Here is a 21,915-nt window from a genome sequence, read left to right on the forward strand (position 1 = left end):
CTAGTCTTTATATCTATATAAATTCTTTGAAATTCTAAGATGTACTTTTTACCCATGTACTAAGAATTAATACCATGATCCTGAGTCTTTTAGTATTTATCATGATAATAGGGTGTACTTTTACTTTTTATAATACGTAATTTAAAGGCGATGATTTCATAATGGAGCATCGCTTATTTCTATTTTAATGCGCTTTTTCTTTATTTAGCTGACTATCAACTATACGCTTGTCTGTCTTCATGAATATTTTGTAATGAGGAGGTGAGTCAAAGGTGTCAAATAAGAGAAAAGAGAAACAAAATTACTGTTGTTTGACTCCAACTTTAAAATTAAAATCCTGTCCATTTCCAAAGATTAAAAAAATCCCAGTAAGAGACGTACCAGACAACTGCCAGATAGTTTGTGTAGGTTTATTTTGTGTTTTAGTTTGCTTCGGGAACGACGAATAATGTTATTGGAGCTTGGGCGTCGCTGTTGGCGCTCAAGTATACATAATACTACTTCTGCCAAAATCCTATCCCTTAATTCTTAGAAATTAATAGTCAAGATTAGCCAACCCGCTCTCAAATTCCGCATCTATCCTAAAAAATTTTTAAAAGCAAGATGAATACCCAAGAACTTTTATCTCAAAAGCATAAGCTCTATTATAAACGTCTATAAAACGAAAGTGGGGAGAGATGAAAGTGAATACTCATGCTTCAAGTTACAATACGTTTAATCCAACAGATCAAAGATTTGTAGGAGGGTTTGGTTTTGGTCCTGGATTCGGTATCGGGCGTCCAGGGTTCGGATTCGGTCCAGGGTTCGGTATTGGACGTCCAGGTTTTGGATTTGGTCCTGGGTTTGGTATTGGACGTCCGGGCTTTGGTTTTGGTCCTGGCTTGGGCTTTGGCCCTGTATTTGGCTTTGGTTTTCCATTCTTAACAGGCTTAGCTGCTGGTGCATTATTAGCACCTGGTTTCGGCTATCCACCATATCCGCCTTATCCGTACCCATATTATTGTTGTTAAGCATCAATTGCAAAACAAAACAAAAAGCAGCACTTCAAAACGGAGTGCTGCTTTGTTCGTTATATGCACAATTAATTTTTTACAATGGCTTCTCGAGAATTAACATAGTACTTTACAAGAAATCCAAAGTGAATGATGGACATCATAAAATGTATGGCCAACCCGATAAACAACCACATTAACAGATCTGGCATTAATAAGAAGGCAAGGTCCCATGACATTCCTCTCTGGAAAAGGATACCTGTTATCCGAGGGATTAAAACGATGACAGCTATAGGGATCGTTAAATTAAGCAATGCTGCAGTTAGTCTTTGTCTAACTGTTTTTAGTTTTGGACGGGTAATCATTCTTGAAATTTTAATAAAGTTGTAAATGATAGTAATAGCAAACAACACGATAAGTAAACGATAAACCCAGTAATACTGAACTCTAGAAGAAGGTTCCTGTTCCGTTAAAAGCGAGACCATCCCATTCGTTAAATCCGGATAAAACAAAAAGGCATTTAGCATATGGTTTTTGTTAATTAAAAAGGCAATGCTATATTCATCTTCAATGAGCATGACCGCATTCGACGTATATCCGGGCAAAGAGCCGCCATGGTGTACCGCAGGACGACCGGCAATTTCACCGATCATTAAGCCCATTCCATAGAAATTGCCACTCGACATCATCAAATCAATACCTTCTCGAGACACACCAAGGACAGGGTCCTTCATGCGCACCGCTTCAAGAAAACGAACTAAATCTTTTGATGTAGATGTAATAAAACCAGCGGGAAGGTCGTACTGAACATGTGGTTCCATGCGCTTTTTAGAAAAACCAAAAAAGGAAAGATGACCAGGTGTATCCACTTCACCGATTACTGATGTGTTTTCGAGATCAAGCGGTTTGATAATATGCTCCTTGATATACTCGGGATAGCTTTGGCCGCTCACTCGTTCAACAATCGCTCCTAGCAAACTATAATTTGGATTAAAATAAGAAAATTGCTCTCCAGGCGCGTATGTTAACGACATGCTATTCATGTCTTCAATTAAATGGTTAAACTGTGATTGTGGTGAAAGGTTAGCCATGTACTCAAATTCAGTCATGCCACTAATATGGTGCAACAGATGCCATACTGTGATTTGATCAGATACGGTGAAATCGTCTAAGTATGTAGAAACACTTTCATCTAAGTTGATCTTTCCTTGTTCGACAAGCTGCATCATCGCAAGAGCAGTAAAAGTCTTCGTCGTCGAGCCGATATAAAATCGTGTATCCTCGTTTATGTCTTCCCCGAAGACCTTGCTGTACACCAATTCACCTTGGTGCGAAATCGCAACAGACATTCCAGGAATAGCTAATTTGTCTACATTCTGTTGAATGTACTCATCCAATTCATCCTCCATTGGAAGTTTGTTAGAAGATGCTTCGGCATGTATGGAACAAGAAAGGATGAAGGTAAAGAGGAGCAGCACAACTGTCAGTTTCCCCAAAAATATTTGATTCATAGATTTCATCATCTAAAATTTCCTCTCAGGTTATTTAACATCGAAAAAAATACTAGTTCTTCTTTATTATACTACTGGGCATTTATTCCTTTTTATTTTATTATGGATTCTTTATGAAAATTAAGAAGGAACTTTAAAGAGCAAAGGGGAGGATGTCACAATATGTAGACATGAGCGTAAAAAATTTACGCTCAAAAGCCAATAAATTAGACACACCAGCAATTTGTAGCATAGCAGTTGCCCTCTTCATCACAAACGATTTCACAAAAACAATATCCTAGTCTGCGACCTAAGGTAGGTAAAAAGATGGTTTTCCCTTCTAGACAATTGAAGATTGACGGTAGTGGTATTTTGGATGTGGAACAGCAGTTGGCCACTTTTCTCTTTATTTTCTTATTTACCATTGATCTTGTTGTGAAAGGCAAAGAGAGTATGGTTGTGTTAACTGAAAGTCTCTAATTCTTTTCTTAGAAAACTTAATAGAAATAATTTTTCTATAATAAGTGGTAAGATAAAGAAGCTACATAAAAAAGACTACCTTTGAATAGGAAACTACCATTAGGCTGGAAAATATATAATAAAAAATAACGGAGTGATCCAATGAAGTTACCATACGGAGTGACGGGCGGATATTATAAACCCGTACTTGAAAAAGAACCACCTTCTATTGATGAAAAAGAGTTTTATCGTACATGTAAAGAAATCGCGGCGAAGAAACACTTAAAGTGCGAGATCTTGCAAGACCTATATTCTAGTAGTTATTGTGCCGTTCAATTTAACTATCAACCACGACCTATTTATGTTTTATGTAATCGCGCTCATCCGTTGATTTCCTTTTGTTTATTTGAAAGTTTAGGTGATGGCCATGTCTTTCATTGGGATCAATTTATTGACTTTGAACAGTTAAAGAGAGAATTTAAAGGGGATTATCATGTATTATCTGTAGAAGAGTTATCCCAACCGTTCCAGTTAATTGATCATGAAGAATTAAGAAACGTTTCTTCAATTATTGAACAGGTAAAGTATTATCAACCCTGTACGATTGGTGAAGCGATATTCAATGCATGGGATTGATTTAAATTACGTTCAGCTAGTTAGTAGTTCAGGAGGGAAATGGAGGAATTATTAGTGGATATTTTAAAACAAAGGGTTTTACAAGCAATGAGTTTAACAGGTGACTTTTATAACCATATTAATGATGGTTGTTTAACTTTAAGAATATCAGACGTACCATCCAATACAATTGGGGAACAAGCCTATTGTATGATCGGCGCGAGAGAAAGCTATTTAAAGTCTCTAAAAATGGGTCATTGGGCAGGATTTGATTGTAGTTTAACTGATAGTAATGATAACACGTTGATAAATAGCAAAATGAAAGAAACACATGCAAACATAGAGAGATTTTTACTAGATAATAGCCTAGATCAAATGAACAATAATTTGTTATTTGATTTATTAGAACATGAAGTTCAACATCACGGACAGTTAATTCGCTATTCTTATGCTAATAAAATTGACTTTCCAAAAAGTTGGAATATTCGTTATACTGTTTAATCTTGTTCAACATAAGGCAGGTGCTCTTCCATCATAAGAAAATATACATAGCTGATGTTTACATTAAACCTTATCTATAAGCGAATGGATGGCAGAAAGCCGTCCATTTTTATTTAACATAAAACAAGGACTTAAGAACTAAAGGTAAAATTTGTAACTTTGGAGGGATAGTTAATCCCCTTTTGAAAAATAATATAAAAAAATACAAATAATGGAGTTAACATGCCGTCACAAAATCTAAGTACAAATAAGAACCCTCGTTACAAAAAAGGAGTTGTAACTCCCTTAAATTACAATATTGTAGAAGTGAGAAATCCCACCGTCATTATGTGGTGGTCTGCGGCGATGCCTGGTTTTGGGCATGTGATGTTATGTAAATACCTAAAGGGCTTCATATTAATTATTTGGGAGTTTGCTGTAAATGTGAATGCAAACATCAATACGGCAATAGTTTATACGTTTACAGGCAGATTTGACGAGGCGATCCAAGTGGTGGATCCGAAATGGGTTTTACTCTATATGCCTGTTTATGCCTACGCGATTTGGGATAGTAGAAGGGCTACTATAGATTTAAACAAATACGCCGTATTAGCAGATCAATCTAGTAATTCGGTAGTTGAAATTAATTCGATAGCTATTGCTGCTATAGAAAATAATTATCTGGATAAACGAAAACCTTGGTTAGCTGTTTTTTGGTCAGTTGTTACACCTGGCTTAGGTCATCTCTACATCAATCGATTACCATCCGGTTTTTATCTCCTCATCTGGTTTCTTGTAGTCATCTGGTTTTCTAATTTCCTACCAGCAATTCACTTAACATTCATTGGTGAATTTCAAGAGGCGACCAGTATCTTACATCCACAGTGGGTGTTATTTTTACCTTCGATGTATGGTTATGCTGCTTATTCGGCCTATGTACAATGTGAAAGTTACAATAAGCTCATGGAGAAGCAACAAAGTTACTTTTTAGAAGAAGAATATCAGAATTCATCTTTTAAAGAGAAAACGAATTTATTAACAGGGAGAAGTGGTGAAATGAACGTTGTGGCGTCTTTTGATCACACGGTTTACTTGGAACTGGCTATTAAAGAACTTGAAAGACATGGAATTAATAAAGAAAATATTTTTACAGTACCCCTTACCGAAAAAAACAAACCAAAGAAAAACAGCGAGATCATTCGCGGATCGGGGTTTTCCCTTTTAGATATGACGTTTTCTTTAGGCACGGTATTTTCCCTGTTTGGTGTGATTTACGGTTTTGTCCTCGCCGGTGGTCCGATTGCGTGGGGGTTAATTGGCCTTTTCGTTGGTGGCGGCGTTGGATTTTTACTTGATTTATTTATTCGAAAAAAACAATTTAAAACGAGGAAGCGAAAAGGTGAAGGTGGAGAAGTAGTAGTTATGATTCATTGCCATAAAGATCGTATTCCTCTAGTCAAAGAGATTTTATTTGATCATTATACTCTTGGACTCAAAGTGGTTGAAGAAGAATTTAAAGTGGAGAACTATTAAGAGTAGACAGCATGAAGAGGAACCCATGTTAGTTTTATAAAAATTCCAATTTAGGCGAAATGTATTTTGCATTTCGCCTTTTTCCATTTGTTAATTATATTGGTTTTATATTTAACACCAAACAATGATTCGATAAGGGGTGGTTTGAGCGGGAATGCTTTTAGTGGAAGGACCGTAAATGACAATAAGATTGCGGTTGGCAGGATTTCTGGTGAAAGGTTGACCATTCGTTAGTAAAAGTTGCGTATAAGGAGAGAGATTTACTTGTAATTGTCCATCACGACTGACTAATTGTGAGGTGAAAAAATCTACTTTTACATTTTGATATGGTTGTTCTTTTACCATAACTAGGGCTGCATATTGCGGCGGATAAATCAAAGGAACCGGTGCATCCCCATCGTAATATCCAGTAACTCGATCACCTACTGAAACAACCGTTTGATCGACAAAGTAAGTCGTCGGAGAGACAACGAAGTTCACAAGGGCACCAGTCCCGTCTTCTACAGAGATCATTTTATAACATCCTTCACTTTCGTCATTGACACCGATCGGAAAATCCTGAATTGAGGTGACGAAGCCTTGAAAAAATCGAAAATTGATCATTTTCCATCCCCCCATAATTAAGAAGTAATATTACATAATTCGTTTATTACAAAAGACGTTCATTCATAAACCTGATAAAATACGATTAACTACACAACGTGCCATTCGCTCAAAGTCATACATATGCGAAAAACCGACCAAAAGACCAATGGACGGCACATTTTATATGTAAGGATTAGTTTGAATAAATGCGATTGGTTACACGATCCCCTATAATCAATAAATTGTAAAGGACCACCTCAATCATGATAACACCGGCCATATACCCTCAAAATCACACACTTTACGCGATAAAGACAGTAATGCACGATGATCATAGTGACATTGCAATCGGAAAGCTAGGTACTTTTTCCTTTCAGAGAGGATTATATGTGTATGTTGGGAGTGCGAAACGAACACTCCCGTCTAGAATTGAACGACACATCCAACGAGAGAAAAAGCAGCGCTGGCACTTTGACTTTTTACGTCCGTATGTTGAAATCGTTGGCATTGAAACGTTCTTAGGAGATGAAGGAGAGTGCGGGCTTCTGAACAGGTTAAAAAATAAATACGACGGTAGTTTTCCTGTACGAGGTTTTGGATCATCTGATTGCAAATGTTCGTCTCATTTGTTTTATGTTCCATTGGTTTGTGATATTCAAAATGGGCGAGTCGTTTAGCGAACTAGTAGAGATGGTTTTGATAGTTTGGTCATTTTTACACATTTAAATGGAAGCATCTATAAACGTTGATATAACGGACTTCATCAATCGGAATTTAGTATGTTTCCTTTATGATCTATCGATTTCGGCTTTCCCAAGGATGAATCAACGAATTATATATGTTACAATGACCATCAAAATGAACAAAAGGAGAATGATATGAGAAAAAAATGGTTATTAAGCTTACTACTTGCTGGATTTGTATCTGTAACAGCAGCATGCGGAAACACGGATGAATCAGCTGAAAATAATAATGAAACACCAGAAACGCAGGAAGAAGCGGCGCCAGTCAATGCAGAACAGCCGGACATGCCTGAGCCAGACTTAGACGGTATTCCTGACGTTGTGGCAAGTGTCAACGGGAAAGACATTTCAAAAGAAGACTTCGAGTCCGTTTATGTAAATCAATTCATGCAGGCTGCGATGCAAGCACAAATGTTTGGTGAAGAAGTGAACCAAGATGAATTAAAAGAACAAATGATTGAAAGTATGATTGCTCAAGAACTTCTTAAACAAGAAGCTGACAAAGCAGGTCATGAAGCGTCAGAAGAGGACATCAATAACACACTTGAGGATTTGGCCGGACAATATGGTCTTGGCACAAGTGACGAATTTCTTGCTGCTCTAGAAGAACAAGGAATGGAAAGAGAAGAAGTGATGTCTGAACTTGCTTTACAAGTAAAAGTAGACAAGCTGATTGCTAGTGAAACAGGAGAGATTGAGCCGACAGAGGCTGAACTAAAAGAATTTTATGATCTCGCTGTTGCCCAACAAGCACAAATGGGTGGAGAAGATGTCGAAATACCGCCTTTTGAAGAGTTAAAAGATGAACTCGAAAAGCAAGTAAAGCTTCAAAAACAGACGGAAGTGGCTCAAGCCTTAGTAGGAAAACTTCGTGAGGAAGCAGACGTAACGATTAACTTATAAGATCATGATTGTAACCAGATCCAAATCGGGTCTGGTTTTTTTTATTTATCAGTCAAATCGTAAGCCATATTGTGTATCTGTCCAGGTGTTATTGAGTACTCCAAACTTTTTGATAATACTTAATAGTCCATGATCATAGCTTACAGGCGAATAACTCATTCTTATTATCTAGAAGGTTTTTTATATCTTATAATGAATACTATAAGTACTGAGTTATTTTATTAGTAAAACAATTTTTTCATAGGGGGAAATCATGAACAAACAGAATGACACCTTTACCCGGGAATACGCACGCCAATTAGATCAAAACGATTCGTTAGCCCAATACCGTGATGAATTTTACATAAAAGATGGTACGATTTATTTCGATGGGAACTCACTCGGGTTGTTATCGAAACGAGCTGAGCAAACCTTACTAGACTTGCTTCACTCTTGGAAAACACTTGGTATTGATGGGTGGACCGAGGGAGACAATCCGTGGTTTTATTTATCTGAATCAATGGGTGATCAGATTGCGCCTCTTGTTGGTGCGACTAAAGAAGAAGTGATTGTAACCGGTTCCACTACATCGAACCTTCATCAATTAACTGCTTCTTTCTATCAACCGGACGGAAAGAAAACGAAAATTTTAACCGATGAACTCGCTTTTCCGACGGATATTTATGCGCTGCAAAGTCAGTTGAAGCTGAAAGGAATGGATCCTTCCGAGCATTTAGTAAAAGTAAAAAGTACGGACGGTCACACCGTAGATGAAGAGGATATTATTCAAGCGATGGGCGATGATGTTGCACTTATTGTTCTACCAAGTATTTTATACCGTAGCGGTCAAATTTTAGATATGGAACGCTTGACGAAGGAAGCTCATAAACGAAATATATTAATTGGTTTTGATCTCTGTCACTCGATCGGTTCGATTCCTCATCAATTAAGCGAATGGGAAGTTGATTTTGCCTTTTGGTGTAATTATAAACATTTAAATGGTGGGCCTGGAGCTGTCGGAGGTTTATATGTGAACAAACGACACTTTGGAAAAAATCCAGGGCTAGCCGGTTGGTTTAGTTCGAGAAAAGATAAACAATTTGATATGGAACATGAACTAACCCCTGCCGAACATGCGGGAGCATTCCAGATGGGTACACCTCATGTCCTCAGTATGGCGCCATTGATCGGGTCTTTATCGATGTTTAATGAGGTAGGGATTGAAACAATTAGAACCAAGTCCTTACAATTAACAGGCTACATGCTAGACCTCATCGATAACAATCTAAAAAATTATGGATTTACGGTGAGAAATCCACTGGAGGACGAAAAACGCGGCGGTCATATTTTTTTAGAACATCCCGAAGCTGCACGGATATGTAAAGCTTTAAAATCTCACCAGATCATCCCAGATTTCCGCTCACCGAACGGGATCCGTTTAGCACCAGTCGCGTTGTACAATACGTTTGAAGAAGTTTGGCTGGTAGTAGAAAAGTTGAGGCAAATTATGGATGATGAAGAGTACAAGAAATTTGAAAATAAACGTGGAGTGGTCGCATAGATATGAAAAATAACACGCAAAATCAAAAGCAATGGATTGATATCTCTCAGCCCCTAACTAGTTCAATCGCTCACTGGCCTGAGGATACACCATTTTCATACGATGTCAGTTATACAAAAGAACAAACCGGTTCGGTTAACATCGGAAAAATTACAACGAGTGTCCACATCGGAACACATATCGATGCGCCATTTCATTTTAAAAATGATGGTGCCAAAGTGGGAGCATTAGACATCAACGTTTACATTGGGCCATGTCGGATCATCGATGTATCAGACGCTGTAAAAATTGATGCTGATGTGCTGAACCAATATGATTTAGAAGGTGTCACTCGACTGCTGCTGAAAACGTCGGTACCAAACAACCCGAGCGCATTTCCGAATGAAATTCCGTCCATAACGAAGAGCGGTGCGGAGTACATGCAGCAGATAGGAATTATTTTACTAGGAGTCGACGTTCCTTCTGTTGATCCCTTGGACAGCAAAGAACTCGAAGGACATCACGCCTTACATGAACACGGAATTCATATTTTAGAAAATGTGATGTTAGATCAGGTTGCACCTGGCGATTATGAATTGATTGCTTTACCACTTGCGATCATCGATTCCGATGGAAGTCCGGTTCGCGCCGTGATCCGTCCACTATAGAGAAAAAATAAGAGGCTTTACGGAGGAGTTTGCCTATGGAACATAAAGATAAAAAACGCTACTCGACAACTGAGTCTGAAAAAAACATCCACACCGATTTTACAAACAATATGACGTACGGGGAATATCTACAGCTTGATCAAATCTTATCTAGCCAGGATCGTTTATCTGATCATCATGATGAGATGCTGTTCATCGTCATTCATCAAGTGAGCGAACTGTGGATGAAGCTGATTTTACACGAGCTAAATGCCGCAATCGATTCAATTGAAAAAGATGATTTGCAAACGTCATTCAAGCAGTTAGCGAGAGTTTCGCGCATTCAATCGCAAATCATACAAGGTTGGGATGTCCTTTCCACATTGACACCTTCTGAATATATGGAGTTTAGAGATTTCCTGGGGCAGGCATCTGGCTTTCAGTCTTTTCAATACCGCAAGATTGAATTTGCTCTCGGCTATAAAACCGATCATGTGTTAAAAATCTATCAAAAAGATCCTGAGCTTTACGCTGATTTAGAAAAAGCATTTAAAGCACCCGGGTTGTACGACGTCGCGATCAAACAATTGGCGAAAGCTGGTTTCACGATTCATCCAGATGTATTGAACAGAAATTATTCTACACCGTATGGAGAAGACCAATCAGTACGTGACGCTTGGTTAACTGTCTACCAAAACGTCGATCAATATTGGGATTTATATCAGCTCGCAGAAAAACTCGTCGATATTGAAGATTCCTTACAACAATGGCGATTCCGTCACATGAAAACCGTCGAACGCATCATCGGCTTCAAAACGGGAACCGGCGGATCTTCCGGAGTGAACTATTTGAAAAAAGTACTAGACCAGCGCTTCTTTCCTGAGTTGTGGGATTTGAGGACGGAATTGTAATGGTGAATGGCTACTGATATGAGAGTGTTGGGAAGGCCGCGTTTTGCGGTCTTTTCGTTTACTAGTAAGAGAGTTGGAGGTTGGGAATAAATGAGATAGAGTAGTTTAAACATCAATGAAACTTTTTTTAAAGATTGTATAATCCAGTTTGAGCCACAGATTAGACCTTATTTTATCCAATATCAGGTAATATTGGTTCATAAACCGCAGATTAGCACCAGATTTATCCAGTATTAGGGAATTCCGGACCATAAACTGCAGAATAGCACCGGATTTATCCAATATCAGGAAATATTGGACCATAAACCGCAGATTAGCACCGGATTTATCCAGTATTAGGGAATTTTGGACCATAAACCGCAAATTAGAGCCTGATTTCCCCAGTATTAGGGAATTTTGGACCATAAACCAATATTTGAACCCCGAAATCTCCAATATCACAAAAGTTCGTGACGCAAACCGCTATTTGAACCCCGAAATCTTCAATATCACAAAAGTTCGGGACGCAAACCGCTATTTGAACCCCGAAATCTCCAATATCACAAAAGTTCGGGACGCAAACCGCTATTTGAACCCCGAAATCTTCAATATCACAAAAGTTCGGGACGCAAACCGCTATTTGAACCCCGAAATCTTCAATATCGCAAAAGTTCGGGACGCAAACCGCTATTTGAACCCCGAAATCTTCAATATCGCAAAAGTTCGGGACGCAAACCGCAGATTAGAGTCTGTTAGATGTAGTACTACCTAATTTTCACAAAAACTTCATGTTAATATTCAAAACAGAACATCCAGTATATGTAAAAATATTTCTAAAAAACGCTTCCTATTCAATCAAATCAAATCTATTTAACTAAATATTCTGAAACTATTTCTTTCCTAACCTAATGTAATGTAAACTGATAGTACAATAGTTTTTCAGAAGGTGTCTAGATATTAAACCTATATCGATCAAGCTGAAACTGGCAACCTACGATACTAAAAGAATTTTTTAAAAATGTAACCACTTAATAAATGGACTAAACAGTATCCTTAGACTTGCCTACATACAGCCCTTGTCTAGAATAATTAATCGGAGTGATACGATGAATTTTACAGAAGAACTTCCCATTCCATTCCCGATCCTAGTAACGAATGAGCAGCAGCTGGTTATCGATTATAACGAGTATTTTAAAGGTATCGAACTTCCAGCTATACAAAAAGGACAACCAATCACTGATTTTTTCGATCAATGGGTGCCTAATGGTAATTTGTATATCGCTCACTATAACGACCATAAGTATCTATTAGTTTCGAAGACATATCAACTTCATGAACGTAAACACTATATCTTCATCCTGTTAAATGGTGATCACTATGTAGACTTACTTGAAAAAGTGAAAGAGCTAGATAAATATAATAGAGAACTCGATGCAATCATCGAAAGCTCTTATGATGGTTTTTATATTACTGATCATCAAGGAACTACGCTAAAGGTCAACTCTGCGATCGAACGCATTACCGGGATTTCGAGAGAATACTATATTGGGAAAAACATTAAGTATCTACTTGAAAAAGGGATTCTTACCGAGTCGGTTACACTTAAAGTTTTAGAGAAAAAAGAAGCCGTTACAGTCGTGCAAAAAAATCATAACCAAATGGAAACGATGTTAACAGGGAGTCCCATCTATAATGAGGCTGGAGAGATTGAAAAGGTGGTAACCAACATCCGTGACCTTTCTGAATTAAATAACCTTCACGAACAATTAAAAAAGGTTCAACAGTTAAATGATCAGTACAAGCATGAATTAGAGCGACTGAAAGCTTATAAAAACTTAGATCCAGAAGTCGTTATCAAAAGTGAAAAGATGCAGGAATTATTCCAAGTGGCCCAACGACTTGCCAATGTGGATGCAACCGTTTTAGTTTTAGGGGAAACCGGAGTTGGTAAGGATGTTTTTACGAGGCATCTCTATCGTGTCAGCAACCGTTATGATACAGGTAAATTGATTAAAGTCAATTGCGGCGCGATTCCTAAAGACTTACTTGAATCGGAATTGTTTGGTTATGAAAGCGGTGCATTTTCGGGAGCGAGCCGATCGGGTAAACCAGGGATGTTTGAACTCGCTGACCTTGGTATCTTATTTCTAGATGAAGTTGGAGAGTTACCGCTCGATTTACAAGTGAAACTACTGAGGGTTTTGCAAGAAAAAGAGATTCAGAGAGTCGGGGGAACCGATGTTAAAAAAGTAGATGTTCGAGTAATCGCAGCTACCAATAAGGATTTAAAAAAGATGGTTGAAGAAGGCATGTTTAGAGAAGATCTATACTACCGTTTACATGTTGTGCCGGTTTCCATTCCCCCGCTCAGGGAGCGAAGGGATGATATTTTACCCCTCGTTCAACATTTTTTATATGAGAATAATAGTAAATATCAAATATCCAAGAGCTTTGATAAATCCCTCAAAGAATTTTTTTATCAGTATGATTGGCCGGGGAACGTCCGTGAACTTGCCAACTTAGTTGAACGATTGATGCTGACTGTACCCACCAATGAGCTTAAAATTACGGATTTGCCTGACGATTACCGGAAGGAAACCATTGCGTATGTCCAAAAGGAAATAGAAACTCCAAAAGAAATAAATAATCCAAAGGAAATTCGAACGCTGAAGGAAGCCGTTGAAAGAACAGAACAAGAAGTATTAACATTTGCAGTACAACAATTCCAAACGACGTATGAAATCGCTGACCATCTTGGCACGAGCCAAGCGACGATTGTCCGAAAGCTACAAAAATATAAGATTAAACCCATCGATACAAAAATGTATTAAAATTCAAAAACGTATTAAAAATTCGCTCATTTTAATACAAAAATGTATTAATTCTATCCATCCATTTGAAAAGCGCTAATTATAGCGCTTTTTTATTTTGGCACGAATTTTGCAATGCAATAGGTAGAGAAACAAAATTGACTAAAAGTTACTGGAGGAATGATTAGAATGATCGATTTCGCTTTAACAGATGAACAGAAAGAATTTCAAAAGCTAGCTAGGGATTTTGCACGAAATGAAATTAGACCAGTTGCCCATATTTATGATGATACCGAGGAAGTGCCATGGGATGTTATCAAAAAAGCGGCAAAGCTAGGGTTAACATCGTATCGTTACCCGGCAGAATACGGCGGTTTAGGAATTAATGATCCAATTACATCTTTAATAATGACAGAAGAAATTTATTGGGGTTGTGCTGGGATCGGTACAGCGATCAATGGAACGGGATTAGCTGCGACAGGCATAATGGTAGCTGGTACCGAAGAACAAAAAAAGAAATTTATTCCGCGCTTCTGTGATCCTGATAACCCGAGACTCGGGGCAATGGGACTTACAGAACCGAGTGCAGGGTCGGATGTATCCGCCATGGCTACTACCGCCGTAAGAGACGGAAATGAATACGTCCTGAACGGAACCAAACAGTTCATTACGAACGGTGGTATAGCTGATGTTCACGTCATTTTTGCTCAAACCGACAAAGAAAAAGGTTGGAATGGTGTCGCTGCTTTCGTAGTCGAAAAAGGAACACCAGGACTGAAAATGGGGAAAAAGGAAATAAAAATGGGTGTTCGAGCTTCGCATACGGCACAAGTCATCCTAGAAGATTGCCGAATTCCGTTGGAAAACCGCTTAGGTGGTGAACCTGGGGAACCGACTCACATTAGTGGTCTTGCTGCATTGAAAATGCTAGAACGCACGCGACCGTCTGTTGGAGCTGCAGCATTAGGAATTGCAAGAGCTGCGTACGAATATTCGCTTGAATATGCAAAAGAGCGTAAACAATTTGGTAAACCAATTATTAAAAATCAGGCGATTGCTTTTAAGTTAGCTGATATGGCTACAGAAATTGAAGCCGCTCGATTACTGCTGTGGAAAGCAGGTTGGCTCGTTAAAAATAACCAGCCGTTTGCTCGTGGTGAAGGAAGTATGTCAAAGTTGTACGCCGGAGATGTCGCCGTAAAAACAGCAACTGAGGCGATCCAAATTTTAGGTGGCTACGGTTATAGCCGAGAATATCCTGTGGAGAAATGGCTGCGTGATGCGAAAATCTATCAAATCTGGGAAGGAACAGCGGAAATTCAGCGCTTAGTAATTTCGAGAATGATTGAACAAAATGGCTAAAAGAGGTTAGAGGAGAAGCTTCCAAAAAGTAGGAGGGGACAATTTGTTGAATAATAGATGGTTAAATTTTTACCCGGAAAATGTTCCATCGACAATCGAAATTCCGTCCATTTCCGTCTATCAGTTATTAGAAAGAACTGCAATTGACTATCCTGATCAATTAGCGGTCATAGACGAAAAGAAAGAATGGACGTACGAAACGTTAAAAAAGTATACGGACCGATTTGCAGCAGCTCTTCATCAGTCAGGTTTTCAAAGAGGGGATAAATTAGCGGTTATGCTTCCGAATTCTGCGGAATATATCATTTCCTATTACGCAGCTCTTCGTCTAGGTGGAATCGTTGTTCAAGTGAACCCGCTGTATCAATCCAGTGAACTCGAGTACTTATTTGTAAATTCTCAGGCACGATGGTTTGTTGGAAATGATATTCAGCGGCCTAAAATAAAAGCGCTTCCAAACGAGGGTATTATTAGATCAATTTACGTTACAAAGGAAATGGTATTCGAAGGCGAACAAAGTTTTTATGAAATGATCCTTGATACGAACCATATTGACCTTCCCGAAGTAGACATTGATCCGAAAGAAGATGTCGCCGTTTTACAATACACAGGGGGCACAACCGGACGCAGCAAAGGCGTCATGCTAACTCATTATAACCTCATCGCGAACGTTCATCAAAGTTATGTGTTTTCCGATGGTTTTTTTGAAAGGCCCGGTGAACGAATTTTAAGTGTTACGCCATTCTTCCATGTGTATGGGATGACAGGTGCGATGAACTTAACCATTTTTGGAGCAGGGACGATTATTTGTATGAAACGATTTACGATTGAACAGACGTTAGAGTACATGGAAAAATATCGACCGACATTCTTCCCAGGTGTGCCGACGATGTATATCGCCTTACTCCGTCATCCTAGAGCAACCAAAGAATTATTATCGAGCATGAAAGTGTGTAATAGCGGTTCTGCACCTATGCCAGTTGAAGCGATGAAAGAATTTGAAGCTAAGACGGGTGCTGTGATCGTTGAGGGCTATGGCCTTTCAGAAGCGGCACCAATTACTCATCGAAATCCAGTGACTGGTTTAAAAAAGGCTGGAAGTATTGGGATCCCTATGCCTAATACTGATAGTAAAATCGTGGATCGTGAAACAGGTACAACTGAACTCCCCCCTGGTGAAGTGGGTGAACTCATTATTAAAGGTCCTCAAGTAATGAAAGGCTATTGGAGCAATGAAAGCGAAACGATGATGGCCATTCTCGACGGTTGGTTATACACAGGAGACTTAGCGAAAATGGACGAAGATGGTTATTTTTATATTGTTGGGCGGAAAAAGGATTTGATCATCGCTAGTGGATACAACGTATATCCAACAGAAGTAGAGGATGTTTTATATCAACATCCGGCCGTTTCAGAAGCTTGTGTTTTTGGTGTCGCGGATCCGTACCGCGGAGAAACCGTTAAGGCAGCCCTTGTTTTAAAAGATGAGTACTCAGCGGTCACTGAAGCTGAAATCGTTAATTGGTGCTCAAAACATTTAGCCGCATATAAAGTTCCTAAACACATTTCTTTTAGAAAAGAATTACCTAAAACAGCTGTCGGAAAAATATTAAGACAAAGCCTGATTGCTGAAGAAACAGCATTACATCTAGAAGGAGAGATCAGATGAAGACAGAAGATATTAAGAAAATTAGTGTCATAAGTTCCAAGGCAATGGGTTCATAAATTGCAATGGTTTGTGCGCTTCACGGATAAAGAAGTGACATTACGGCTTGTAAAATCATAACGACATTAATCTATAAACTGCAGCGAAGAAACGAACGATACGGAATAGCTACTCTATGTGTTGGCTGGGGCAAGGAATTGCGATTTTTAATTGAATATCTTAATAGTTGATCAGTATTCCTGTTTTACTGGCGCTAAGACTCTTACTTCATATTGTTAATGAAGTAGAAAAGGCTACTGAAGAGATAGCGCCAGTAGGAATGGTGGAAAACCACCAGTAAAAAAAGTTTCATTTTATTACAGCTGTTCATCGATCTCTTTTTCTACTAAAAAACTTTGTAAGCCCTTACATTTCTGAGTTATCTAGATGTGTAGTGATTTTATTGATGAGACCTAGTCTCAAAGAAGAGGAGAGTCGCCAATGTTAGCAAAAAATATAAACCGTGAAACTAAAGTCATTGAAGTCGAAAAACCGAAGAAAAAAGAAATGTGGGCCTATGGTGTTGGCAGCTTCGGTATCTTTGCTGTTTGGAGTTTAATGGGATCTTTTTTAACCTATTTCTATACAGATGTAGCGGGAATTGCAGCCGGAGTCGTTGGTACACTTATGTTAGTAGCTAGATTATTTGATGGATTTACCGATTTAGGAATGGGTTCATTAGTCGATCGCACGAAGTCAAAATACGGAAAGGCAAGACCATGGATCCTTTGGATGTCCGTTCCACTTGGGATCATGACGGTGTTACTGTTTACTGTGCCTGATACAGGTACAACAGGGAAGATCGTCTACGCCTATATAACCTACCTATTATTTGTTTTTGTGTATACGGCTGTCTCCATTCCGTATAAAACACTACTTGGAGTGATGACACAGCATCAGCATAGTCGTTCTTTATCAAATATTTATGCCGCCATTTTTATTTTAAGCGGAAACCTTCTTGTCGTTACATTAACACAACCGTTAGCCGCAAAAATCGGCTGGACGATGCTCGCGGTTCTATATGGGGTTCTTACCGTAGTTTCTCTTTTTGTAACATTTGCTTTTGTAAAAGAAAGAGCTTCCGTCGTTGTTCAGGAAAAAGAAAGTGAAAAAATTCCGTTTAAAGCTGGATTTAAAGCATTATTTAAAAATAAATATTGGTTAATCATTACTGGGTTCTGTCTCACGTATTACGCAACTATCGGTTTAACGCAAGGAGGAGCCTTGTATTATGCTCAATTTATCATTGGGAATATTAATTATTTTCCATTGATTGGCCTATCTTCAGCCTTACCGATGCTAATTGGGGTATTATTCCTCGGTCCAATCGTTAGAAAGTTTGGAAAGCGTAATGTTGCTTTAGTTGGTGCGCTTGTCTTTATTACAGGACAAGTGATCAAGCTCATCGACCCTTCAAACTTGATGATCTTTTTATCAGGTCACGTATTAGTAGGTTTTGGTGTAATGCCTGGCATCGCTTTAATATTTGCTATGATTAATGACACGATTGAGTATGGTGAATTAAAATCAGGATTGAGAACAGAAGGACTGATCAATAGCGGGGCGAGTTTTGGAACAAAAGTAGGTACGGGTATCGGTTTAGCGCTTATTGGTTGGTTACTAGGATTTGGAGGGTATATTGGAGGCGCCGCTGAACAATCAGCTTCAGCCATGACCATGATCCTCGCATTAAATCTTTATATTCCACTCGCTCTAGGAGTCATTCAAGTTATTCTCCTTTGGTTATTTAAAGTGGATAAATATTACACAGACATCCTTGCACAGCTTCAAGCGCGTAGAGACGGTGGGAATTAAGTAGTCACTAACGTCGATGAAAGTGTCCGCATATTTTCATCTGCTTCAAAATGGGAACCGGAATAACTTCCGGAGTGAACTATTTGAAAAAAGTACTAGACCAGCGCTTTTTCCCAGAGTTGTGGGATTTGCGGACGGAATTGTAAAACTACAGAATCATTAGGTGAAAGACCGCTATTGTGCGGTCTTTTCATTTTGGAAAGCGTTCTAACATTGATTCGTACGAAGGATGACGGAAATGGTCCTAGAGAGGAATAACGGTATTCTTATGTTTCCGTAAAATTATAGAAAAAACTTTTAATGAGAAAAACTTAAGAAGTGCAGTTAAAATGTTCACCAAATAGCAACACCTTTTGTGAAGTTCTTCACAATTCCTTTAAATTTAAACGGTATTTTTACTTCAAGAGCAGTAAGATCCAAAAGATTATATTAAAGGCAGGGGTTACAACATGAGAATTCAACCATTTTTAATTTTTATTGGTGTTGCACTGTTTATCATTATTCTAATAGGATGCTCAACGAATGACCAAAGCGCATCTGTGAGCGCAGATTCAAACGTCGATAGAACCGAGTTAGTCCAAATTGCTTCGTTTGCTTTGGAAGGATGTACTAGTTGTGACGATGCAAAAGAGGTCCTATCAGAATTAGAAGAAGAATTTACAGATTTGAATTTTATCCAGTATAACGTAATTAATGATGTAGATGTTGTGAATGATTATGGCGTAAAAGAACACCCGACAGTATTATTTTTGAATAGTAATGGTGAAGAGCTAAAGCGGTTAGAAAAAGAGACAGAACTTGATCTGTACAGAGAAGCAATTGAGTTTTTACAAACAAATGAGGTTGAACCTATCGTACCTCAAAGTAACTCAAATCAAGAAAATAGCATATTAATTTCCATTTTTTCTGTGAATGAGGACGATGGAAAATACGTAGAGATTCCTAGATTTGTAAAATATAACTCTGAGGTTCGCTATCCGCGTATCTCTGCCATTCAAGAGCTTCTAGCAATCAAAACCAAATTACCAGAACAATTGTCAAGCCCCATCCCTGATGACGTTGAATTTGTTAAGATCGACGGGGCAGATGGAGTGACAATTGTTACAGTGTCTAATCATTTCGATCAATATTTAGGAACGACTATTGGGCAACAAACGGAAGAATTAATTGCACTCACGCTATTATCGTTTGATGGTGTAGAAAAAGTCCAAATGGTCAACGAAACATATGAGGGAGATATACTAACTGAGGAATTATTAGTTAAGAAAAAATCGCAAAATCAAAAATTCATATTTGAACATGATGATGAGTGGATTCCCATCATCGGTGTTGATGAATACAATACAAATATTTTAAACCAACATGATTTAGAAAAAATCCCGTGCTTTTGCGGGTGTGGGGAAATTGGTCACAAAAGTAATCACAACTGTTTCTTCACCTACAATGAAAGTGGACAGAGAATGTTAGAAAAGCACGGAGAGTTTTGTCAAGTATGTTTAGATTTAACTAACATTTACGTCGAGTTGAAAGACGAAGGAAAGACCCTTCAGGAAATAAGAGAATATATTGATCGTATGTTTGAAGGTTACATTCCGACAGAAACTCCACAGCCTTAAACTATTGAGGGCAGCTATTAAGAGATTTTCTCTAGTAGTTGCTCTTTTTTATGTGGAGGCGGTTTTTATAAATTTGTGTATTGCAGTGGTTTTAAAAAGATAAACAAAAAATTTTTAGATAAAAACATTTAATTCCATTTTGTATGGTTTCTAAAAAACACCGTTAACAAAGGGTTTTTGGTAAAAAATGAAGTTGGATTCTTTAACCATGTAAAGAATTTAAGCGGTAATGTAAGCGCTTGCAAAGATGTTTTTATTTTACTATCATTCGAATTAACGTGCGGTTTATTTTGAATTTTCAGTAATTGATGGGAGGCTTTTACCTATGGCTAAAAATGCATTTGAAGTGAACAAACAGACAGAGAATGAAGTGTTTCCAGTTGAAAGTATTCATCACTTGGAATTATACGTTGGAAATGCAAAGCAGGCGGCTTATTTTTTCTGTAACGCTTTTGGGTTTGAAATTACATCTTATCGAGGTCTTGAAACGGGAACCCGCGATCTCGTCTCATATGTTCTACAGCAAGAAACCATCCAGTTAGTTGTGACCGGATCACTGAAAGATGATACCGAAGTGGCGTCATTTGTAAAATTACACGGGGACGGCGCGAAAGATATTGCTTTAAAAGTGTCGAGTGTCGATCAAGCTTATGAGGGAGCAGTTAAGCGCGGGGGTATTCCGGTTCGAGCGCCTTGGAAAGAAAGTGACGAAAACGGTACTGTGAAAAAAGCGATCGTCGGTACGTACGGAGACGCGATCCATACGTTAATTGAGATCGTTGATTATAACGGCTGTTTCTTACCTGGGTATCAAGTTTACGAAGGAAATAACCATTCCACATCAACGGGACTTGTTGGTATAGATCATGTGGTCGGAAATGTAGAAAGTATGGAAGAGTGGACAACATATTATGAAAAAGTATTTGGCTTCCAAGTTTTAAAGCATTTTGATGATGAGGATATTTCTACCGACTATTCAGCCTTAATGTCGAAAGTAATGACAAACGGAACAGGCCGTATCAAGTTTCCAATCAACGAACCAGCAGAAGGTAAACGCAAGTCACAAATCCAGGAATACTTAGATTTTTACAATGGACCAGGTGTGCAACACCTTGCACTACTTACGAATGACATTATCTCAACAGTAAAAGCCTTAAGGGAAAACGGAATTGAATTCCTTGATACACCCGCTGCTTACTATGAAGACCTGAGTGCACGTGTCGGTGACATTGATGAAGATTTGAAAAAACTACAAGAGCTTAGTATTTTAGTAGATCGTGATGATGAAGGCTACCTGCTGCAAATCTTCACAAAACCAATCGTGGATAGACCAACACTATTTATTGAAATCATTCAGCGAAAAGGAGCAAGAGGCTTCGGCGAAGGAAATTTCAAAGCCCTATTTGAATCCATTGAACGTGAACAAGAGCGACGTGGAAATATTTAAGGATTGGTCGCGAATATATATAAAGAGGGGGTCTTAAAAAGAGGAGCGCATTTAATAAGACAAAGATTAGGAGATTCCACTAACCAATGTGAGGGTGAGAGGGAGTGGATTGCACTAGAGGGAAAAATTAGGTAATTCCGCTAACGGATATGGCCGTTTCGTTCGCGCTTGAGGGAAATACTAGGAGATCTCGCTATACAAAGTGGCTGTTTCGTTAGCACTAGAGGGAAATACTAGGAGATCCCGCTATACAAAGTGGTTGTTTCGTTAGCACTAGAGGGAAATACTAGGAGATCCCGCTATA

At 38.5% G+C, this 21,915-nt stretch carries 18 protein-coding genes and 1 pseudogene; 17 read left to right on the forward strand and 2 right to left on the reverse strand.

Annotation, left to right across the window (positions count from 1 at the left end):
* Window positions 1–677: 677 nt before the first annotated feature.
* The gene (locus AC2VNP_RS00490) at window positions 678–1,010 is read left to right on the forward strand and encodes a hypothetical protein (protein ID WP_486915086.1); all 333 of its coding nucleotides are present in this window, start codon (window positions 678–680) and stop codon (window positions 1,008–1,010) included.
* Window positions 1,011–1,081: 71 nt separating this feature from the next.
* Here AC2VNP_RS00490 and AC2VNP_RS00495 read toward each other — a convergent pair whose 3' ends face one another.
* Window positions 1,082–2,515, reverse strand: a complete 1,434-nt coding sequence (locus tag AC2VNP_RS00495) for a serine hydrolase domain-containing protein (protein ID WP_486915088.1) — start codon at window positions 2,513–2,515, stop codon at window positions 1,082–1,084.
* Between the two features lie 294 nt (window positions 2,516–2,809).
* Here AC2VNP_RS00495 and AC2VNP_RS00500 point away from each other — a divergent pair, with 294 nt between their 5' ends.
* From AC2VNP_RS00500 to AC2VNP_RS00515, 4 genes are all read left to right on the forward strand, one after another.
* Window positions 2,810–2,962 (forward strand): hypothetical protein, encoded by a 153-nt coding sequence (locus AC2VNP_RS00500; protein WP_486915090.1) that lies wholly within the window; start codon window positions 2,810–2,812, stop codon window positions 2,960–2,962.
* Between the two features lie 141 nt (window positions 2,963–3,103).
* Complete coding sequence (locus tag AC2VNP_RS00505; protein ID WP_486915092.1) at window positions 3,104–3,577, forward strand: hypothetical protein; 474 nt, start codon at window positions 3,104–3,106, stop codon at window positions 3,575–3,577.
* A gap of 39 nt (window positions 3,578–3,616) precedes the next feature.
* On the forward strand, window positions 3,617–4,057 hold the full coding sequence (locus tag AC2VNP_RS00510) for a hypothetical protein (RefSeq protein ID WP_486915094.1): 441 nt from the start codon (window positions 3,617–3,619) through the stop codon (window positions 4,055–4,057).
* 222 nt (window positions 4,058–4,279) lie between these two features.
* Complete coding sequence (locus AC2VNP_RS00515; RefSeq protein WP_486915096.1) at window positions 4,280–5,569, forward strand: hypothetical protein; 1,290 nt, start codon at window positions 4,280–4,282, stop codon at window positions 5,567–5,569.
* A gap of 111 nt (window positions 5,570–5,680) precedes the next feature.
* Here the strand turns inward: AC2VNP_RS00515 and AC2VNP_RS00520 are convergent, their stop codons facing one another.
* Entirely contained in the window at window positions 5,681–6,172 is a 492-nt protein-coding gene (locus tag AC2VNP_RS00520) for a hypothetical protein (protein ID WP_486915098.1), read from the reverse strand.
* 302 nt (window positions 6,173–6,474) lie between these two features.
* Here AC2VNP_RS00520 and AC2VNP_RS00525 point away from each other — a divergent pair, with 302 nt between their 5' ends.
* The 12 genes and pseudogenes from AC2VNP_RS00525 (at window position 6,475) to hppD (ending at window position 21,611) form a co-directional block, all read left to right on the forward strand.
* Window positions 6,475–6,831, forward strand: coding sequence for a GIY-YIG nuclease family protein (locus AC2VNP_RS00525; RefSeq protein ID WP_486915100.1), 357 nt, complete (start codon window positions 6,475–6,477; stop codon window positions 6,829–6,831).
* 201 nt (window positions 6,832–7,032) lie between these two features.
* Entirely contained in the window at window positions 7,033–7,800 is a 768-nt protein-coding gene (locus tag AC2VNP_RS00530) for a SurA N-terminal domain-containing protein (protein WP_486915101.1), read from the forward strand.
* Window positions 7,801–8,053: 253 nt separating this feature from the next.
* Entirely contained in the window at window positions 8,054–9,340 is a 1,287-nt protein-coding gene (gene kynU / locus AC2VNP_RS00535) for a kynureninase (RefSeq protein WP_486915103.1), read from the forward strand.
* Between the two features lie 2 nt (window positions 9,341–9,342).
* The gene (gene kynB / locus AC2VNP_RS00540) at window positions 9,343–9,987 is read left to right on the forward strand and encodes an arylformamidase (protein WP_486915105.1); all 645 of its coding nucleotides are present in this window, start codon (window positions 9,343–9,345) and stop codon (window positions 9,985–9,987) included.
* Between the two features lie 35 nt (window positions 9,988–10,022).
* Window positions 10,023–10,877 carry a tryptophan 2,3-dioxygenase gene (gene kynA / locus AC2VNP_RS00545; protein WP_486915107.1) on the forward strand — a complete coding sequence of 285 codons (855 nt, stop codon included), beginning with the start codon at window positions 10,023–10,025 and terminating at the stop codon, window positions 10,875–10,877.
* A 1,085-nt stretch (window positions 10,878–11,962) separates the two neighbouring features.
* Entirely contained in the window at window positions 11,963–13,687 is a 1,725-nt protein-coding gene (locus tag AC2VNP_RS00550) for a sigma-54 interaction domain-containing protein (protein ID WP_486915108.1), read from the forward strand.
* Window positions 13,688–13,858: 171 nt separating this feature from the next.
* Window positions 13,859–15,028 (forward strand): acyl-CoA dehydrogenase family protein, encoded by a 1,170-nt coding sequence (locus AC2VNP_RS00555; RefSeq protein WP_486915122.1) that lies wholly within the window; start codon window positions 13,859–13,861, stop codon window positions 15,026–15,028.
* A gap of 46 nt (window positions 15,029–15,074) precedes the next feature.
* Window positions 15,075–16,697: a long-chain-fatty-acid--CoA ligase gene (locus AC2VNP_RS00560; protein ID WP_486915110.1), complete on the forward strand. Its 1,623-nt coding sequence runs from the start codon at window positions 15,075–15,077 to the stop codon at window positions 16,695–16,697.
* A gap of 477 nt (window positions 16,698–17,174) precedes the next feature.
* Window positions 17,175–18,548: an MFS transporter gene (locus AC2VNP_RS00565; RefSeq protein ID WP_486915112.1), complete on the forward strand. Its 1,374-nt coding sequence runs from the start codon at window positions 17,175–17,177 to the stop codon at window positions 18,546–18,548.
* 38 nt (window positions 18,549–18,586) lie between these two features.
* Window positions 18,587–18,694, forward strand: a pseudogene (locus tag AC2VNP_RS00570) (tryptophan 2,3-dioxygenase); the annotation flags it as partial.
* Between the two features lie 303 nt (window positions 18,695–18,997).
* Window positions 18,998–20,164 carry a PCYCGC motif-containing (lipo)protein gene (locus tag AC2VNP_RS00575; RefSeq protein ID WP_486915114.1) on the forward strand — a complete coding sequence of 389 codons (1,167 nt, stop codon included), beginning with the start codon at window positions 18,998–19,000 and terminating at the stop codon, window positions 20,162–20,164.
* Between the two features lie 325 nt (window positions 20,165–20,489).
* Window positions 20,490–21,611, forward strand: a complete 1,122-nt coding sequence (hppD, locus tag AC2VNP_RS00580) for a 4-hydroxyphenylpyruvate dioxygenase (RefSeq protein WP_486915116.1) — start codon at window positions 20,490–20,492, stop codon at window positions 21,609–21,611.
* Window positions 21,612–21,915 lie beyond the last annotated feature (304 nt).

It is taken from the genome of Alkalihalobacterium sp. TH-98, from assembly GCF_057473385.1.

Bases quoted from the DNA above. Each gene is read 5' to 3' on its own strand.
- hppD (WP_486915116.1), top strand. From the start codon at position 20,490: ATGGCTAAAAATGCATTTGAAGTGAACAAACAGACAGAGAATGAAGTG.
- AC2VNP_RS00495 (WP_486915088.1), bottom strand. From the start codon at position 2,515: ATGATGAAATCTATGAATCAAATATTTTTGGGGAAACTGACAGTTGTG.
- AC2VNP_RS00500 (WP_486915090.1), top strand. From the start codon at position 2,810: ATGGTTTTCCCTTCTAGACAATTGAAGATTGACGGTAGTGGTATTTTG.
- AC2VNP_RS00520 (WP_486915098.1), bottom strand. From the start codon at position 6,172: ATGATCAATTTTCGATTTTTTCAAGGCTTCGTCACCTCAATTCAGGAT.
- AC2VNP_RS00490 (WP_486915086.1), top strand. From the start codon at position 678: ATGAAAGTGAATACTCATGCTTCAAGTTACAATACGTTTAATCCAACA.
- kynA (WP_486915107.1), top strand. From the start codon at position 10,023: ATGGAACATAAAGATAAAAAACGCTACTCGACAACTGAGTCTGAAAAA.
- kynU (WP_486915103.1), top strand. From the start codon at position 8,054: ATGAACAAACAGAATGACACCTTTACCCGGGAATACGCACGCCAATTA.
- kynB (WP_486915105.1), top strand. From the start codon at position 9,343: ATGAAAAATAACACGCAAAATCAAAAGCAATGGATTGATATCTCTCAG.
- AC2VNP_RS00575 (WP_486915114.1), top strand. From the start codon at position 18,998: ATGAGAATTCAACCATTTTTAATTTTTATTGGTGTTGCACTGTTTATC.
- AC2VNP_RS00510 (WP_486915094.1), top strand. From the start codon at position 3,617: ATGGAGGAATTATTAGTGGATATTTTAAAACAAAGGGTTTTACAAGCA.
- AC2VNP_RS00565 (WP_486915112.1), top strand. From the start codon at position 17,175: ATGTTAGCAAAAAATATAAACCGTGAAACTAAAGTCATTGAAGTCGAA.
- AC2VNP_RS00505 (WP_486915092.1), top strand. From the start codon at position 3,104: ATGAAGTTACCATACGGAGTGACGGGCGGATATTATAAACCCGTACTT.
- AC2VNP_RS00530 (WP_486915101.1), top strand. From the start codon at position 7,033: ATGAGAAAAAAATGGTTATTAAGCTTACTACTTGCTGGATTTGTATCT.
- AC2VNP_RS00525 (WP_486915100.1), top strand. From the start codon at position 6,475: ATGCACGATGATCATAGTGACATTGCAATCGGAAAGCTAGGTACTTTT.
- AC2VNP_RS00515 (WP_486915096.1), top strand. From the start codon at position 4,280: ATGCCGTCACAAAATCTAAGTACAAATAAGAACCCTCGTTACAAAAAA.
- AC2VNP_RS00550 (WP_486915108.1), top strand. From the start codon at position 11,963: ATGAATTTTACAGAAGAACTTCCCATTCCATTCCCGATCCTAGTAACG.